Consider the following 16,598-nt stretch of genomic DNA (forward strand, 5'->3'; position numbering starts at 1 on the left):
CCGCACCCCCGAACCGAAGGTGTGCGGGCCGCAGCCGAGCAACGAGATACAACCCGGCCTCACGCCCCGCGCAGTACCGCCCCGGTCCGCTCGGTCGCGAGCGCCACCGCCGCGTCGCGCGCGGCCGTCGCCTCCTCGACCGTGAGCGTGCGGTCCGGCGCCCGGAAGCGCAACGCGTAGGCCAGCGACTTGCCGCCCTCGGCGACCTGCGCGCCGGTGTACACGTCGAACAGCCGGACCGACTCCAACAACGCGCCCGCGCCCTCGACCAGCGCCGCCTCCACCGTCGCGGCCGGCACCGACGCGTCCACGACCAGCGCGACGTCCTGCGTGGCCACCGGGTACGAGGAGATGTGCCCGGCCTGCGGTAGGTGTTCCCCGTCGAGGTCGGCGGTCAGCAGGTCCAGGTCCAGCTCCATCGCGGCCACCCGCTCGGGCAGGTGCAGCGCCTTGAGCACCCGGGGGTGCAGCTCGCCCGCGTGCCCCACGACCCGCTCGGTCCCGTCCGCCGCGGTCGCCACGAGCGCCGCGCAGCGCCCGGGATGCCACGGCTCGTACTGGTCCTGACGCACTGTCAGCTCAACACCGACGGCGTCCGCGACCACCCGTGCCGCCTCGATCGCGTCCGCCCAGACCTGCGGCCGACCCTTGCCCCACCAGCCGGAGTGCTCCCGCTCGCCGGCCAGCACCACCGCGACCCGCTGCGGCTGATCCGGCAACGCCGCGGCCAACCCCGTCAGTTCCTCGTCGGTCGGCCGCCGGTCCACGGCGAGCTGTGGCGCGCGCGGGGTCGACGCGTTCGGCAGGAAGACCACTCCCGACTCGAACAGCGCCAGGTCGCCGTTGCCGCGCCCGAGGTTGCGGCGCAGCGTCCCGAGCAGCCCCGGCAGCAGTGTCGTGCGCAGCGCCGGCTCCTCCTCGGAGATCGGGTTGACCAGCACCACGGTGCGCCGCCGCGCGTCGTCCTCGGCCAGCCCGAGGTCGTCGAACGCGCTCTGTCCCACGAACGGGTAGTCGAGCACCTCGGCGTAGCCCGCGCCCGCGAGAGCGCGCCCGATCCGACGCCTGCGCCGCTGGTCCGCGGTCAGCCCGCGACCGGCCGGCACCTGCGGCAGCGTGGAGGGCACCTGCTCGTAGCCCTCCAACCGGATGACCTCTTCGGCCAGGTCGTTCGGGTCGGTCAGGTCGGGCCGCCAGGTCGGCGGCACCACGGTCAGCTCGTCGATGCCCTCGACCGAGCAGCCCACCTCCTGCAACCGCTGGGCGACCGTCTCGCGCGGGTACGCGACACCCGCGACCTTCGCCGCGTGGTCCGCCGCGAGCACGATCCGCACCATCTCACGCGGCGCGTCCACCTCGGTCACGCCCGCTTCGGCCTGGGCCCGCTCGCCGCCGAGCGCGGCCAGCAGGTCCACCGCGCGCTGCGCCGCGGCCCGGGCCGCCTCCGGGTCCACGCCGCGCTCGAACCGGCGCGACGCCTCCGAACCCAGCTTGTGCCGGCGCGCGGTGCGCGCGATGGATACCGGGTCGAAGTGCGCGGCCTCGATCACGATGTCCGTCGTCTCGACGCCGATCTCGGTGCTCGCCCCGCCCATCACGCCCGCGAGGCCGATCGGCCCTCGGTTGTCGCAGATCAGCAGGTCCTCGCGGGCCGGCTTGCGCTCGGCGTCGTCCAGCGTGGTCAGCGTCTCGCCCTCGTGCGCGCGACGCACCACGATCGCGCCCTGCAACCGGGTCCGGTCGTAGGCGTGCAGCGGCTGGCCCAGTTCGAGCATCACGTAGTTGGTGACATCCACGACGAGCGAGATGGGCCGCATGCCGCCCATCTGCACCCGGCGCTGCAACCACAGCGGGGACGGCGCCTCGGGGTCGATGCCGACCACGGTGCGCGCGACGAACCGGTCACAACCGGCCGTGTCCTCGACCAGGACCGGGTAGCCGTACGAGTTCGCGTCCGGCACGTCCAGCAGCGCCGGGTCACGCAGCGGCTGCCCGTAGGCGATCGCCGCCTCGCGGGCGACGCCGCGCATCGACAGGCAGTAGCCCCGGTCCGGGGTCACCGCGATGTCGAGCACCTCGTCGATCAGGCCGAGCAGTTCGATCGCGTCCGCGCCGATCTGAGCCTCGATCGGCAGCACGATGATGCCGTCGTGGTCGTCGCCCATGCCCAGTTCGCGGGCCGAGCAGATCATCCCGCGCGAGACACGGCCGTAGGTCTTGCGCTCGGCGATCTCGAACGGGCCGGGCAGCACGCCGCCCGGCAGGATCACCACGACCTTGTCGTCGACCTCGAAGTTGCGCGCACCGCAGACGATCTCCTGCGGCTCACCGGTGCCGTTGGCGTCGCCGACATCGACCTTGCAGAACCGGATCGGCTTCTTGAAGCCCTCCAGCTCCTCGATCTCCAGCACCCGGCCGACCACGAGCGGCCCCTTGAGGTCCGCACCGAGCTGCTCGACCGTCTCGACCTCCAGACCCAGCGCCACGAGCTTGTCGGCGACATCGCGCCCGGACTCGCCGGCGGGGAGGTCGACGTACTCCCGCAGCCAAGAAAGCGGGACCCGCATCAGATCTCCATCCCGAACGGAAGGGTGAACCGGACGTCACCCTCGACCATGTCTCGCATGTCCTCGACGTTGTGCCGGAACATCAGCGCACGCTCCAGGCCCACGCCGAACGCGAAGCCGCTGTACACCTCGGGGTCGATGCCACACGCGATCAGCACGCGTGGGTTGACCATGCCGCAGCCGCCCCACTCGATCCAGCCCTCGGACCGGCAGGTGCGACACGGCCGCTCCGGGTCGCCCACCGAGGCGCCGCGACACACGAAGCACTTGAGGTCGAGCTCGGCGGAGGGCTCGGTGAAGGGGAAATACGACGGGCGCAGCCGGGTGACGATGCCCTCGCCGAACATCGCCTGCACGAAGTGGTCGAGCGTGCCCTTGAGGTCGCCCATCGTCAAACCCTTGTCCACGGCCAGACCCTCGATCTGGCCGAAGACCGGGGTGTGCGTGGCGTCCAGCTCGTCGGTGCGGTACACCCGGCCCGGGCAGATCACGTAGATCGGCGGGGTCCGGGTCAGCATGGTGCGGATCTGCACAGGCGAGGTGTGCGTGCGCAGCACCACGCCCGAATCCGCCGAGCCGTCCTCGGCGCGCACGAAGAAGGTGTCCTGCATGGTCCGCGCGGGGTGGTCCGGCAGGATGTTGAGGGCGTCGAAGTTGTACCACTCCGCCTCGACCTGCGGGCCCTCGGCGACCTCGTAGCCCATCGCGACGAAGAGATCCTCGATCCGCTCGGACAGCGTGGTCAGCGGGTGCCGCGCGCCGCGCGGAGCGCGGTCCCACGGCAGCGTGACATCGACCGCCTCCTCGACCAGCACGCGCGCGTCGCGCTCGGCCTCCAGCTCGACCTGACGCTGCTCCAGGGCCTTCTTCACCGCGCCGCGCGCCTGCCCGACCCGCTTGCCGGCCTCGGCCTTGGCCTGCGGCGGGAGCGCGCCGATCTCGCGGTTGGCGAGCGCGAGCGGCGAACGGTCGCCGGTGTGCGCGACCTTCGCCTCCTGCAGCTCGGCGAGGTCGCTCGCGGCGGCGACCGCCGCGAGCGCCGCGTCGCGGGCCTGCTCGACTTCCTCTGGTTTCAACGCCTCGACCTCGACCGGGTCGTACGACTTGTTCGGTGCCGACATCTGTGTCCAGTGCTCCTGTGGGGGATCCGCCGGTGGTGGAGGCGGCAACGACGTCCTGCGACGTCCGCGCTCCGAGTTTACTGACGCCGCGTGGGCGTGCGTGTGTCGGCCGGACCGCGACGACGTGTGGTGGAGCGTCCCGACCTGCCGCTTCGGCGGCGTGCTACATCAGGACGTCCGGCATCGCGGCCGGCAGGGTAAATCGAAATCGGGCTCCGCCGCACTCGGCGCGATCCACGCCGATGCTGCCCGCGTGTGCCTGCACCAGGCCCTTGACGATGTACAGCCCCAGGCCGGTGCCGCCGCGGCGGTTGCCGCGCCAGAAACGGGTGAAGACACGGTCGAGGAGTTCGTCCGGGATGCCCGGGCCCTCGTCGCTCACCGTGATCTCCGTCCCCTGCGCCCCGGGCGCGGCCCCGATGGAGACCGCGCGCATCTCGATGGTGACGGTTCCGGCGCCGTGGCGCACCGCGTTTTCCAGCAGGTTGCCCAGGATCTGGTCCAGCTTGTCCGCGTCCAGCCACATGTTGGGCAGCGGCCCGTCCACCACGACCACGAACCGCTCGTCGGGTAGCCCGTTGCACTCCATCGCGCGCAGGTGCCGGTGCACCGCCTCCTCCATGTCGACGACCTGCCGGTTCAGTTGCAGCCGGCCCGCGTCGATCCGGGAGATGTCCAGGAGTTCGGTGATCAGCCGGGTGACCCGGTCCGCGTCCGCGTCCACCGTCTCCAGCATCAGCCGCTTCTGCTCGTCGGTGAACCGCTCCCACTTGGCCAGCAGCGTCGCGGTGAAGCCCTTGACCGAGGTCAGCGGCGAGCGCAGTTCGTGCGCGACGGTGGCGATCAGGTCGGAGTGCCCGCGCTCGATCCGCCTGCGCGCATCGGTGCAGCGCAGCGAGACCACGAGCTTGGCCAGCGGGCTGTGCGGCCCGTCGGCGCGGACGAAGGACGCCGTGACCAGAATCTCCCGGCCGGCCAGGAGCAGATTGCGCTCCGGCTGCCGGGTGCGGGTGCCCAGGCCGCCGTACGGGTCGGTGCACACCCACCAGCGCCTGCCCTCGAGGTCCTCCAGCGGCAGCGCGTCCGCGATGTGTTTGCCGAGCGCGTCCTCGGGACGCGTCCCGGTGATCCGGGCGGCGGCGGTGTTGAACGTGACCACCGTGCCGTTCTCGTCCGCGATCACCAGGCCGTCGGGCAGCATGTCGGCGTCCATCGGCCCCCTTCCCGTTTCGGGCCCGAGGCAGTTCCGGGCCGGACACACTATCCCAACGCGCGACGTGCCGTCCGAATGCGCCGGACTGGTTCCCGCCCGACCGGTGGTCAAGCCGGGTACGACGGGGTCATCCCTCGCTTCGCGCGCCGGAGCGGCAGCCCCCGTGCCCGCGCTGCGCGCGGGCGGACGCGTACAGACACACGGCCGCGGCGGTCGCCAGGTTCAAACTCTCGGCCCGCCCGTGGATCGGCACGCGCACGACGGCGTCGGCCAATGCCCGGGTCTCCTCGGGCAGCCCCCACGCCTCGTTGCCGAATATCCACGCGGTGGGCCCGTCGAGGCCACCCGCGTCCAACTCCCCGTCCAGGTCCGCGTCCCCGGCGCCGTCGGCGGCCAGGATGCGCAGCCCGGCGGCGCGCAGCGCGGCGATCGTGTCCTCGATCCGGGCGCCGGTGACCACCGGCAGGTGGAAGAGACTGCCCACCGAGGCCCGCACGGCCTTGGGGTTGTACGGGTCCACGGACGCGTCGGTGAGCACGACCGCCTCGGCGCCGGCCGCGTCCGCTGCGCGCAGCACGGTGCCGGCGTTGCCGGGGTCGCGCACGTTCGCGAGCACCGCGACCAGATCCGGCCGCGCGGCCATCGCGCTCTCCAGCGGTACGTCCACGAACCGGCACAGCGCGACCACGCCCTGCGGCGTCACGGTCTGGCTGATCGCCCCGACCACCTCGTCGGTGGCGGTGAACACCGGTACCCGGGCCTGGTGCGCGCCCGCGACCAGATCGGGATAGCGCTCGGCCACCTCGAAGGTGATGTACAGCTCGCGCAACGTCCCGGGCAGCGCCACCGCCTCGCGGACCGCCTGCGGTCCCTCGGCCAGGAACAACCGTTCACGGGCCCGGAAAGCGCGTTTGGCGAGCCGCCGGGCCGCCGCCACTCGTGGTGATCGGGTGGACGTCAGCTCGGGGCTCGCCATCGCGTTACCGTTCTCTGCTCTCGGCCTGTAACGACGTAAGAAATGCTGCGACATCGACGACGTGAGTCGACGATCAGGCCGCGGCGTCTTCCTTCTTCGCGTTGACATCGGCCGGGAGGGCCTTCTGCGCTACCTCGATGAGGGCGGCGAACGCCGGGGCGTCGTTGACCGCGAGCTCGGCGAGCATCTTGCGGTCGATCTCCACACCGGCGGCCTTGAGGCCCTGCACGAAGCGGTTGTAGGTCATCCCGTTCAGGCGGGCAGCGGCGTTGATGCGCTGGATCCACAGCTGACGGAAGTCCCCCTTCCGCTTCTTGCGGTCGTTGTAGTTGTAGACCATGGAGTGGGTGACCTGCTCCTTGGCCTTCCTGTACAGACGGGACCGCTGGCCGCGGTAGCCGGACGCCCGCTCGAGGATGACGCGACGCTTCTTGTGGGCGTTGACTGACCGCTTGACGCGTGCCACTTGATGAACTCCTTGATGTCAGACCGCGGTGTATCGACCGCGGCCCGGGTAAGTCTGGGACCGTCGCCGGTCGCCGACCGGTGGGTTCTCGTCAGCCGGTGCGACGACTGCTGCCTACTACTTCTTGAGCAGCTTCTTGATCTTCTTGGCGTCGGCCGGGGCCACCTCGACGACGCCGGCGAGCCGCCGGGTCACGGTCGAGGGCTTGTGTTCGAGAAGGTGACGGCGACCCGCACGCTGGCGCAGCACCTTGCCGGAGCCGGTGATACGAAAGCGCTTGCTGGCACCGCTGTGGGTCTTGTTCTTCGGCATGTCGCCGCAGTCTCCTCGTCGTGCCGCACCCGCCCGGTGGTGACCGGGCAGGCACAGGTGTGTGTGTGCATATCGGGCGCGGGGCGACCCGTTCCGGGTCAGACCTGCTCGTCGGCCTTCGGCTCCGCGTCGCTCGCGACGGGTGCCTCGGCGGCCGGAGCTTCCTCGGCCGGAGCTGCCTCGGGGGCGTCCGTCTCGTCGGGGTGGTCGTCCCCGGCCTCGACGGCCACGCGGCGTGCGTCCTTGCGAGCCGCCTGGGCCTCGCGAGCCTCGGCCATGGCCTCGGTCTTCTTCTTGTGCGGGCCGAGAACCATGATCATGTTGCGGCCGTCCTGCTTCGGGTTCGACTCGATGAACCCGAGGTCCTGGACGTCCGTCGCGAGACGCTGCAGCAGTCGGTAGCCCAACTCGGGCCGGGACTGCTCGCGACCACGGAACATGATCGTGATCTTGACCTTGTCGCCCTGCTTCAGGAACCGCTCGACGTGACCCTTCTTGGTGTCATAGTCGTGCGGGTCGATCTTCGGCCGGAGCTTCATCTCCTTGATGACCGTGTGCGCCTGGTTCTTGCGCGCTTCACGGGCCTTCATGGCCGACTCGTACTTGAACTTGCCGTAGTCCATGAGCTTGCAGACCGGCGGCCGGGCGTTGGCCGCGACCTCGACGAGGTCGAGGTCGTACTCCTGGGCAAGTTCCATGGCCTTGGCCAGCGGGACGATTCCGACCTGCTCGCCGCCAGGACCAACGAGTCGCACCTCGGGGACGCGAATCCGGTCGTTGATGCGGGGCTCGGCGCTGATGGGGCCTCCTCATACCTGAAGCGACCGCGGGCGAAGCGGTCACATGTGTCTCGGTGTAACTTCCCCCCGAGCCAGGCCCTCACGAAGCCATCCAGGCAACGCGAAAAAGCCTCGCACGGTTGCATGCGAGGCTCCATCACCGGCAACGAAGCCGCCCTGGGGCGACGAACGTGAAACGGACGCACACGAAATGCGCCACGCCGGACCGGTACCCGTCGTCCGTGAGGTCGATCGGGTGGGAGACGGAGCCTCCGCTTGCAGGCCGGGCATGCAGATGCCCGGTCGGTCGATACACCACTCTACCACTGGCTCGAACATGCCGAAGGGCCCCGTTGTTCCCCGATTCCGGGGCATACCCGAGACTGGGCACATGAGCGAGAGCGCCCCACTTATGTCACCCGACCCCTCCGACGACGTCGCCGGCCGGCCCGACCGGGTCGAGACCATGACCCGGGACATCGCGGACGTGCCCGCCGTCGAGGTCATCACCACCTTGTCCGTGCACCTGATGAGCGCGGCGGCGGTCAAACTCGGTCTGGCCGAGGACGGCGAGGCGCACAAGGACCTGGACGAGGCACGCAAGCTGATCACCGCCCTCGCGGGCCTGGTCACCGCCGCGGCCCCCGAGGTCGGGTCCTACCACGCGGGCCCGCTGCGCGACGGCCTGAAGACCCTGCAACTCGCCTTCCGCGAGGCCTCCACACACCCCGACCAGGTCGGCAAGGGCCCGGGCGAAAAGCTCACCGGCCCGGTCCACGCCTGACCCCCACCCGCCCGCCGGCCGGGCTACGCCCCAGCCCGTCCGGCACCCCACTCACACGTCACCTCGGACCGACCCGATCCACCCCGCCGGGCCCCGTCCGTCCCGGCCAGGCCCACACCGCCCCACGCCGTCCGGTGGCTCCGAACCCAAGCCATCCGGCTGAATCCGGAGTCACACCACCCGGTCCGGACGCCCCCGCCCCGGTCCAGGCCACCCAGCCCGTCCGGCGCTTGAGGACAAGCAGGCCGCAGGCCGGCTGACCCGACCCACCGCCAACGAGCCGGCCAACCGGCCCCGAAGCCACCCGGCCCGCGTGCGGCCCGTCCGGCACGAGGACCCGCAGGCCGACCGCCGCGACCCGCCCGGAACGCGGACCGGGCCGACCCGAGCCACCCGGCCCGTCCGGCGTTCGAGGACACAGCGGGCCTCGGGCCGACGCCGGTCACGTGCTCAGCGTGTGTACAGCGGTACCACGTCGAGTGCGCTGCCGGGAGGCAACATCGCCAGGTCCAGGCCGCGATCCAGCCGGGCCCGTACCACGTCGTCCTCGGCCAGTCGCCCCACGATCCGCCGCGCGGCCTCGGTGACCTCGGTCGGCGAGGCCGCCGCGACCAGGCTCAGGGTCAACTCGTGCCCGCCGCCCTCGGTCAGGTAGACCGCCGAGACCGCCCCCTCCGGCGCCACCGCCGCCCGCACCGCGTCCAGGATTTCCGGGTCCCGATGCGGCGCCACGTGTGCGCGCCCCTCGGCCACCGCCCGCAACCGACTCCCGCTGAGCTCGTACGGGTGCGGCCCGGCCATGTCCAGGAGCAGCGTGTCCGCCTCCTCCGCGTACGCGGCGTGCGCGGCACGCGCGGCCTCGACCGGGATCGGCCGCGCATCCGACCGCCAACGGGCCAACGCCGCCACCGAGGTGAACGCGGGCAGCGCCCGACGCCCGTCCGGCCCCTGGATCGTGGGCACCGCCATGTCGCTGGACTTCTCCCGGCGCAACTCCCCCGGCGCGACGTCCTCCTCCTCGGTCAGTATGGCCACGACCGGTACCAGCAGCCGCGCGTCGCGCAACGCCAGCGAGACCGCCTCGTCGTCCACCTCCGGAGCCGCCAGAGCCTCGGCCAGGGCCGGATGTGCGCTGCCGTCGTCGTCGGGAAAACCGGTGTCGGGAATGCTCTTGCCGCTGAAATCCACCCGTCGACTCTAGACCCGCACCCGACGAAGCTCATCCCCGCACGGCGCCCGCCCCGCCCCGACCACAGCCCCCCGAATACCCCGCACCCCGAGCACTCCGAGCATCCCGAGCACCCACCCGACGAACACCCACCCCCGCCCGCCGCACCGAACCGGATCACCGAACCCCACCGAACCCGGAACCCGCAGCCCCCGGCACCGACGCATCGACCGCCCGCCCGGCACGCCACCGCCCGTCCACGGCAAGGACGCGGGTCGGCGACCACTTGCCGACCCGCGACCCCTACCGAGGTCCGGCTCGCCCGAACCGGATCGGGTCACGACGACGTCATCGAGGCGTCGCGTCCCGAACGGGCCGAGCACCGGGCCTAGCCGGCCCGTCCTGGCCCGTGCTCGGACGGGTGGGCTGTGACCGGTCCGGTTCCCGAACCGGATTCAGCGTAGGAACCGGCGGGATTTGCCGTCCGGGACTCCCAGCAAACTCACCCGTTCGAGTGACATCCGGACCACTCAGGAGAGGCCGAGGCGCCGATAGCGGAGCATCCGCGCGGCCAGGCGGTCGTCCGCGTCCAGTACCCGCAGCATGCTCAGCTCGTGGTCGAGCACGGCCGCCACCCGGCGTACGAACGCCTCGGGTTCCTCGGCGGCGTCCGGGTGCTCGGGCACCACCCGGTCCACGATCCGGTTCCGATACAGGTCGGCGGAGCGGATCCCCTGGCGTCCGGCGATCTCGGCGGCGCGCTGGGTGCTCCGATACAGGATGGCCGCCGCGCCCTCCGGCGGCAGCGGCGACAACCAGCCGTGCTGCGCGCAGATCACCCGGTCCGCGGGCAGCAGTGCGAGCGCGCCGCCGCCGGAGCCCTGGCCGAGCAGCAGGCACACGGTCGGCGCGCGCAACAACACCAACTCGGCCAGGCAGCGGGCGATCTCGCCGGCCAGGCCACCCTCTTCGGCCTCGCGCGAGAGCGCGGCGCCGGCGGTGTCCACCACCGTCACCAGAGGCAGGCCCAACTCGGCGGCCAGCCGCATGCCCCGCCGGGCCTGACGCAGCCCGGCGGGGCCGAACGGGCCGTGCTCGCTCTGCCGGGTGCGGTCGTGTCCCAGAACCACGCACGGCGCGCCGAGTCCCGGGCCGGCCCCGAACCGGGCCAGCACCAGGCGCAGCGCCGGCTCGCTCTCCCCCTCGCCGGTCCCGCGCAGCGGGGTGACCGACCGCGCACCGTGCCGCAGCAGCGTGCGCAGCCCCGGGCGACGCGGATCACGCGAACGCTCCACCGAGGTCCACGCCGGCACGTCGGGCTGCGGTTCGACGTCGGCCTCGGGCGCCGGACCCGACCGCGCACCGAGCGGCGGATCGCCCGGCAGGCCGGACGGCGCGGCACCGGAGTCGAGCACGTCGAAGACCCGGATCGCGACCTGCCGCAGTTCCTCCGGCGGCACGACCGCGTCGATCAGGCCGTGTTCGTACAGGTTCTCCGCGACCTGGACGCCGGCCGGGAACGGCTGCTCGTGCAGCGCCTCGTACACGCGCGGCCCGAGGAAGCCGATCAGTGCGCCGGGCTGCGCGGCGGTGACGTGGCCGAGCGAGCCCCAGGAGGCGAACACGCCGCCGGTGGTGGGGTGGCGCAGGTAGACGAGGTAGGGCAGACCGGCCGCGCGGTGTGCAGCCACCGCCGCGGAGATCTTGACCATCTGCAGGAACGCGACGGTGCCCTCCTGCATGCGGGTGCCGCCGGAGGTGGGCGAGGCCAACAGCGGCAGACCCTCGGTGGTGGCCCGCTCCACCGCGAGGGTCAGCCGTTCGGCACCCGCCACGCCGATCGAGCCGGCCAGGAAGTCGAACTCGCACGCGGCCACCGCCACCCGACGGCCGTGGATCCGGCCCTCCCCGGTGACCAGCGCCTCGTCCAGGCCGGTCCGCGCGCGGGCCGCCGCCAGCTCGGCCGCGTACCCCGGATCCGGTGCCGCGAGCGTGGGCAACGGGTCGTTCCAGCCACGGAAACTGCCCGGATCCAGGACGCGTTCGATCAGATCGAGCGCCCGCACTCGCTCGGGGTGACTCATATGATCAAGCTAATGCCACACCCGGCAACGTTCACCCCGTTACCGATGAGTCCTACCGGTCGGTACGCCGATCTGGCAGGCTGCGGGAATGGCTCCTCTCACCGCCGCGCCGCCGGTGTCCGCTCCCGCCGCGCCGCTCACCCTCGGCGCCGATCGTTCCCGCTACGACAAGGCCACCGCGCACCTGGACGCGCCGTTCGCGATCGTGGACCTGACCGCCTACCGGGCCAACGCGGCGGACCTGGTGCGCCGCGCGGGCGGCACACCGGTGCGAGTGGCGAGCAAGTCGGTGCGCTGCCTGCCGCTGCTGCACGAGGTGTTGGCGCTGGACGGCTACCACGGCGTGATGGCGTTCACCCTGCCCGAGGGCCTGTGGCTGGCGAGCGAGGGGATCACCGACGTCCTGGTCGCCTACCCCTCGACCGACCGCGCCGGCTATCGCCGGCTGGCGGCGGACGCCGAGGCCGCGGCGCGGGTGACGATCATGATCGACGACCCGGCCCAGCTGGACCTGATCGAGCGCGCGATCGCGGACGTGCGGCCCCGGGCCGAACTGCGGGTGTGCGTGGACATCGACACCTCCTGGCAACCGTTCGGTGGCCGGGTGCACATCGGCGCGCACCGCTCGCCGCTGCACACGCCCGAACAGGTGGTCGCGGTGGCCGAGGCGGTCACCCGCCGACCGGGCTTTCGGCTGGTGGGGCTGATGGCCTACGAGGCACACATCGCGGGCGTCGGCGACGCGCCCGACGGTCGCGCTCTCTACGGCCGGATCCTGCGCGCGATGCAGGCGAAGGCCGGTGCCGAACTGAGCGGGCGCCGGGCCGAGATCGTCCGGGCGGTGCGCGCGATCACTGCGCTGGAGTTCGTCAACGGCGGCGGCACCGGCAGCGTGGAGCGCACCGCCGCGGAGTCCTCGATCACCGAGGTCGCCGCCGGTTCCGGGCTCTTCCAACCGCGTCTGTTCGACCACTACACCTGCTTCCGGGGCCGCCCCGCCGCGCTGTTCGCGCTGCCCGTGGTGCGCCGCGCCGGACACGGCTGCGTGACCGTGCTCGGCGGCGGCTATCCGGCGTCGGGAGTACCCGCGGCCGACCGGCTGCCCCAGCCATACCTGCCGCAGGGCCTGTCGTACCAGCCGCAGGAGGCGGCCGGCGAGGTGCAGACGCCGCTGCGCGGCGCGGCCGCGGACGATCTGCGGATCGGCGACTCGGTATGGTTCCGGCACGCCAAGGCGGGTGAACTGTGCGAGCGTTTCGACGCGCTGCATCTGGTGGAGGGCGATCGGGTGGTGCGTACGGTGCCCACCTACCGGGGCGAGGGCCACACGTTCCTGTGAGCGCGGGGCCGCGCGGATCGCGGCGACGACGGGGACCGACCGGCCGTTAACCGGACAAGACCCACCCGTTCGGCCCACCGCGCAAAAAACGACCCGTTGAGGGGCTGTCCGGCACCACCACGGATGGCCCACAATGCCCATTGCCGGCGCTGTATCGGCGCGGCGGTACGTCCGGCCGGTGAAAGGTCGCAGCCATGATCGCGCGCTTGGGCACGCTCGGGCAGGAACACCCCGTCACCGGGGTGACGATCTGGCGCGGCTGTGCGGTCGTCCACCTGGCCGGCGAACTGGACCTGCACAACGCCCCGTTGCTGCATCGCACGCTGATCGAGCTGATCGATGGCGGTTGTCGCCGGGTGGTCGTGGACGCCACCGGGCTGAACTTCTGCGACTCGGTCGGCCTGGGTGTGCTGATAGACGCGTTCAAGTCGATGCATGCCTTCTCCGGCGAACTGCGCCTGGCCGCACCCGATCGCAACGTCCGCGCGACGCTGCGGATGACCGGTCTGATCGACGTGCTGGGCGTGCGGGACACCCTTCAGGAAGTGCTCGACGAGTTCGCCGACTGAGTCCGGTCCCACGCGCGGGCCGACGTCGGTCCGGTGCGGCATGATCGGGCGGGTGACTGAACGTCTGATGCTCCTCGACACCGCGTCCTTGTACTTCCGCGCCTACTTCGGCGTCCCGGAGTCGGTCAAGGCTCCCGACGGCACACCGGTCAACGCCGTGCGCGGCCTGGTCGACTTCATCACCCGCCTGGTCGAGGACCGCCGGCCCACCCGACTGGTGGCGTGCATGGACGCGGACTGGCGACCTCAGTTCCGGGTCGACGCGATCCCCTCGTACAAGGCGCACCGGGTCGCCGAGGCGGCCGGGCCGGACGAGGAGGAGATCCCGGACACGCTCGCCCCGCAGGTCCCGGTGATCGAGCAGGTGTTGGACGCGCTGGGCATCCCGCGCGTGGGCGTGCCGGGCTTCGAGGCGGACGACGTGATCGGCACGCTGGCCGAGCGGGCCGGCATCGCGGTGGACATCGTCACCGGCGACCGGGATCTGTTCCAACTCGTCGACGACGCACGCGCGATCCGGGTGCTCTACACGGTCAAGGGCGTGGCCGCGCACGAGGTGATCGACGAGGCCGAGGTGCTCGCCCGCTACGGCGTGCCCGCCTCGGCCTACGCGGACTTCGCCACGCTGCGCGGCGACGCCAGCGACGGGCTGCCCGGGGTCAAGGGCATCGGGGACAAGACCGCGGCGCAGTTGATCGGCGAGTACGGCGACCTGGCGGGCGTGCGCGCGGCCGCAGCCGACCCGGCGGCCAAGCTGACCCCGGCCCGGCGGGCCCGGATCCTGGAGGCGGGCGCCTACCTGGATGTGGCCCCGGGCGTGGTGCGGGTGGTACGAGATGTGCCGCTGCCGCCGCCGGCCGAGTGGGATCGGCCGCTGCCCACCGAACCGGCCGACCCGGTCGCCCTCGACGCGTTGCGCCGACAGTGGGGCCTGAGCGGTCCGGTGCACCGGTTGCTCGACGTGCTCACCCCTCGTCGGTGATGCCCGGGAATCTCCACCCGGGGACGGCGGCCGGCCACTCGAAAGGGTCGCTCCCGAACGCGCCGGGCGCACGGCCGACAATGTGATCCAGGTCACATCGGAAAGTTCCATGAAATCTGTCACGTTCGCCCTGAAGACCTGTCTCCCCAGGCATGCGTACCGAGTGTGACACCACAATCACCACCCGACTCGACCGCGACCGACTCCGGGGCGAGTGGCAACGGGTGACCTTCCGGGCCGGTTGGCCGGCCCGGGTCGCCTGGCACAGCAACGCCGCCGAGCAATGCCTGGACGCCTTCGTCCGCGACGGCCACGTGCATTCCGCGTGCCTGGCCCTGGCCCGCGACCGGGCCGCCGCCGAGATCCCTCTGGACGTGGCACTGGCCGAACTGGACGCGCTGTTCCTGTGCGGCCTCGCCCACAGCGCGCCAGGCCCGCTCGTGCAGGCCTACCTGAGCACCCGCACCCGGGCCAACGTGCCCGGCACCCTGCCGCCCGGCACCGACCCGATCACCGAACTCCCCTCGGCCGCACTCCTGCAGCAGCGACTGGCCCGGCGGGCCGCCGCCGGCGAGCACGTGCGGCTCGCGGTGGTGCGGCTGGAGGTGCCCGAGTCGCTGCCGTGGGGGCACCTGCGCCACCTGCTGCTGACCGCCCGACACCTGGAACGCGCGCTCGGCGACCAGGCCTACGCGGTGCCGCCCGGGCGGCTGATGGCCCTGCTCGACGGCGACGACCCCGAATTGCCGGACCGCCTGGACCGGCTGTGCCGGGCGCCGGTGGACCCGCTGGACGGCCCCGGCGGGGTGCCCGGCGGGGCCCCGCGCGTCCCGCGTTCGAGCGTGCGCGTGACCACCGCGCCGGGCTCGACGGGTCGGTAGCGCGCGATGAACCAGCTCTTCGCATGTACGTTCGTCACCCGAATGACGCAGCGTCACACCCGCCGCGAACCCCCGAACGGCGTAGGCGCGGGTGTTCGGCCCACGCGCCTGTGCCGCGCCACCCGCGCCGGAGCGCACGCCGGGTGCCTTACCCGACCCCCCCGCTTGTGGACAGACCGTGTCCGGATGGTCACGATGCTGTCCGAGCGATCGGGTACGGCACGCGAACAAGGGGGCAGACGGTGGCACGCGAGGACGACGCGGCGACCCCGGACCCCAGCGGCGACGCGAGCGGCGGCGCCGCCGAGGCGACCGGCTCCGGCGCACGTCCCCCATTCGTCCCCGGCCAGCGCGGCGTGCATCACCCTCGGGCGTACGACGGCGACCTCGGGCCCGAGCCGGCCGCAGCCCAACCGACCCAGCCCCGGACGGCCGACACCGCAGCGCCCGACCCCTTCGCGCCCGGCCCGGGCGGCGGGCACTGCGACGCCGCACCGGACGCCGACACCGGCTGGGTGGCCGCGTTCGACGGCCCCCCGGACGGCCGACTGGCCGACCTGGTGCGCGCCGGCGACGGCGACGCCTACGGCCTGCTCTATCAGCGCCACGTCGGCTCGGTCCGCCGCTTCGCGCGCACCTGCACCCGCACCCCCGAGGCCGCCGACGACCTGTGCGCCGAGGCGTTCGCCCGCACGCTGCAGGCGTTGCGTTCGGGCCGGGGGCCGAAGGAGGCGTTCCGGGCCTACCTGCTCACCACCGTGCGGCACGTCGCGGGCGACTGGACCGGGAGCGACCGCCGCGAATGGCTCACCGAGGACTTCACGGCCTTCGAGTCCGCGTGGGAGAACCAGGACCGCGTGGTGAAGGCCGACGACGCGCGGCTCGCGCTCCAGGCGTTCCAGAACCTGCCCGAGCGGTCCCGGATGGTGCTGTGGCACGTGGACATCGAGGGCGAGCAGGCCGTCCAGGTCGCCCCGCTGGTCGGCGAGAACCCGGACAACGTGCGCAAGATCCTGGAGCGGGCCCGCCAGGAACTACGCGACAACTACTTCGTGGCGTTCGCCACCGGCGGCGTCAAGGACGAGAACTGCAAGAAGTTCACCCGGTACTACGGCCGGCACATCCGCAACCGGATGGACTCCGAGAAACGCCGGGAAAGCATCGACGCGCACCTGAAGAAGTGCAGCCGGTGCAACGAGACCTACGCGGAGATGGTCGACGTCCGCGACCGGTACGGGCCGATCGCGCTGGCACTGATCGGCATCACCGCGCCGATCTTCCTCAGCGGCACGGCCGTGGCCGCGGGCACCGCCGCGGCGGCCGCGGCCGTGGCCGGCGGGATGGGCCTGGCCGCGGG

At 72.4% G+C, this 16,598-nt stretch carries 15 protein-coding genes; 6 read left to right on the plus strand and 9 right to left on the minus strand.

Annotated features, from left to right (window positions below; all coding sequences use genetic code 11):
• Positions 1–59: 59 nt before the first annotated feature.
• From pheT to infC, 7 genes are all read right to left on the minus strand, one after another.
• Positions 60–2,567, minus strand: coding sequence for a phenylalanine--tRNA ligase subunit beta (gene pheT, locus ABZS54_RS25240; RefSeq protein ID WP_355540314.1), 2,508 nt, complete (start codon positions 2,565–2,567; stop codon positions 60–62).
• Positions 2,567–3,688 (minus strand): phenylalanine--tRNA ligase subunit alpha, encoded by a 1,122-nt coding sequence (gene pheS / locus ABZS54_RS25245; RefSeq protein WP_355540317.1) that lies wholly within the window; start codon positions 3,686–3,688, stop codon positions 2,567–2,569. Before pheS ends, pheT begins: the two co-directional genes overlap by 1 nt.
• 163 nt (positions 3,689–3,851) lie before the next feature.
• Positions 3,852–4,901 carry an ATP-binding protein gene (locus ABZS54_RS25250; RefSeq protein WP_355540320.1) on the minus strand — a complete coding sequence of 350 codons (1,050 nt, stop codon included), beginning with the start codon at positions 4,899–4,901 and terminating at the stop codon, positions 3,852–3,854.
• Between the two features lie 127 nt (positions 4,902–5,028).
• Complete coding sequence (locus tag ABZS54_RS25255) at positions 5,029–5,877, minus strand: RNA methyltransferase (protein WP_355540323.1); 849 nt, start codon at positions 5,875–5,877, stop codon at positions 5,029–5,031.
• Positions 5,878–5,950: 73 nt separating this feature from the next.
• Positions 5,951–6,343, minus strand: a complete 393-nt coding sequence (gene rplT / locus ABZS54_RS25260; RefSeq protein WP_355540326.1) for a 50S ribosomal protein L20 — start codon at positions 6,341–6,343, stop codon at positions 5,951–5,953.
• Between the two features lie 117 nt (positions 6,344–6,460).
• Positions 6,461–6,655 (minus strand): 50S ribosomal protein L35, encoded by a 195-nt coding sequence (gene rpmI / locus ABZS54_RS25265; protein WP_020552014.1) that lies wholly within the window; start codon positions 6,653–6,655, stop codon positions 6,461–6,463.
• 98 nt (positions 6,656–6,753) lie between these two features.
• Positions 6,754–7,455: a translation initiation factor IF-3 gene (infC, locus tag ABZS54_RS25270; protein ID WP_355540346.1), complete on the minus strand. Its 702-nt coding sequence runs from the start codon at positions 7,453–7,455 to the stop codon at positions 6,754–6,756.
• Positions 7,456–7,825: 370 nt separating this feature from the next.
• Here infC and ABZS54_RS25275 point away from each other — a divergent pair, with 370 nt between their 5' ends.
• Positions 7,826–8,218: a DUF1844 domain-containing protein gene (locus ABZS54_RS25275; protein ID WP_355540328.1), complete on the plus strand. Its 393-nt coding sequence runs from the start codon at positions 7,826–7,828 to the stop codon at positions 8,216–8,218.
• A 450-nt stretch (positions 8,219–8,668) separates the two neighbouring features.
• Here ABZS54_RS25275 and ABZS54_RS25280 read toward each other — a convergent pair whose 3' ends face one another.
• Positions 8,669–9,406 (minus strand): SseB family protein, encoded by a 738-nt coding sequence (locus ABZS54_RS25280; protein ID WP_355540330.1) that lies wholly within the window; start codon positions 9,404–9,406, stop codon positions 8,669–8,671.
• 510 nt (positions 9,407–9,916) lie between these two features.
• Positions 9,917–11,470, minus strand: a complete 1,554-nt coding sequence (locus tag ABZS54_RS25285; RefSeq protein WP_355540332.1) for a carboxyl transferase domain-containing protein — start codon at positions 11,468–11,470, stop codon at positions 9,917–9,919.
• 88 nt (positions 11,471–11,558) lie between these two features.
• On the opposite strand from ABZS54_RS25285, the gene ABZS54_RS25290 reads away from it, so the two are divergent.
• The 5 genes from ABZS54_RS25290 to ABZS54_RS25310 form a co-directional block, all read left to right on the plus strand.
• The gene (locus ABZS54_RS25290) at positions 11,559–12,809 is read left to right on the plus strand and encodes an amino acid deaminase/aldolase (protein ID WP_355540334.1); all 1,251 of its coding nucleotides are present in this window, start codon (positions 11,559–11,561) and stop codon (positions 12,807–12,809) included.
• A 194-nt stretch (positions 12,810–13,003) separates the two neighbouring features.
• Positions 13,004–13,378 carry an STAS domain-containing protein gene (locus ABZS54_RS25295; protein WP_020552020.1) on the plus strand — a complete coding sequence of 125 codons (375 nt, stop codon included), beginning with the start codon at positions 13,004–13,006 and terminating at the stop codon, positions 13,376–13,378.
• Between the two features lie 40 nt (positions 13,379–13,418).
• The gene (locus ABZS54_RS25300; protein ID WP_355540337.1) at positions 13,419–14,360 is read left to right on the plus strand and encodes a 5'-3' exonuclease; all 942 of its coding nucleotides are present in this window, start codon (positions 13,419–13,421) and stop codon (positions 14,358–14,360) included.
• Positions 14,361–14,512: 152 nt separating this feature from the next.
• Positions 14,513–15,241 (plus strand): hypothetical protein, encoded by a 729-nt coding sequence (locus ABZS54_RS25305; protein ID WP_355540340.1) that lies wholly within the window; start codon positions 14,513–14,515, stop codon positions 15,239–15,241.
• Positions 15,242–15,483: 242 nt separating this feature from the next.
• A partial coding sequence (locus ABZS54_RS25310; protein ID WP_355540343.1) for a sigma-70 family RNA polymerase sigma factor occupies positions 15,484–16,598 on the plus strand: 1,115 nt, incomplete at its 3' end.

The sequence above is a fragment of the Embleya sp. NPDC005575 genome (assembly GCF_040605455.1).
Classification (GTDB): domain Bacteria; phylum Actinomycetota; class Actinomycetes; order Streptomycetales; family Streptomycetaceae; genus Embleya.

Excerpts from the sequence above, each read along its gene's own strand:
- ABZS54_RS25290 (WP_355540334.1), top strand. The coding sequence starts at position 11,559 with ATGGCTCCTCTCACCGCCGCGCCGCCGGTGTCCGCTCCCGCCGCGCCG.
- ABZS54_RS25300 (WP_355540337.1), top strand. The coding sequence starts at position 13,419 with ATGATCGGGCGGGTGACTGAACGTCTGATGCTCCTCGACACCGCGTCC.
- rpmI (WP_020552014.1), bottom strand. The coding sequence starts at position 6,655 with ATGCCGAAGAACAAGACCCACAGCGGTGCCAGCAAGCGCTTTCGTATC.
- pheS (WP_355540317.1), bottom strand. The coding sequence starts at position 3,688 with ATGTCGGCACCGAACAAGTCGTACGACCCGGTCGAGGTCGAGGCGTTG.
- ABZS54_RS25305 (WP_355540340.1), top strand. The coding sequence starts at position 14,513 with ATGCGTACCGAGTGTGACACCACAATCACCACCCGACTCGACCGCGAC.
- ABZS54_RS25250 (WP_355540320.1), bottom strand. The coding sequence starts at position 4,901 with ATGGACGCCGACATGCTGCCCGACGGCCTGGTGATCGCGGACGAGAAC.
- ABZS54_RS25255 (WP_355540323.1), bottom strand. The coding sequence starts at position 5,877 with ATGGCGAGCCCCGAGCTGACGTCCACCCGATCACCACGAGTGGCGGCG.
- ABZS54_RS25295 (WP_020552020.1), top strand. The coding sequence starts at position 13,004 with ATGATCGCGCGCTTGGGCACGCTCGGGCAGGAACACCCCGTCACCGGG.
- ABZS54_RS25275 (WP_355540328.1), top strand. The coding sequence starts at position 7,826 with ATGAGCGAGAGCGCCCCACTTATGTCACCCGACCCCTCCGACGACGTC.
- ABZS54_RS25285 (WP_355540332.1), bottom strand. The coding sequence starts at position 11,470 with ATGAGTCACCCCGAGCGAGTGCGGGCGCTCGATCTGATCGAACGCGTC.
- pheT (WP_355540314.1), bottom strand. The coding sequence starts at position 2,567 with ATGCGGGTCCCGCTTTCTTGGCTGCGGGAGTACGTCGACCTCCCCGCC.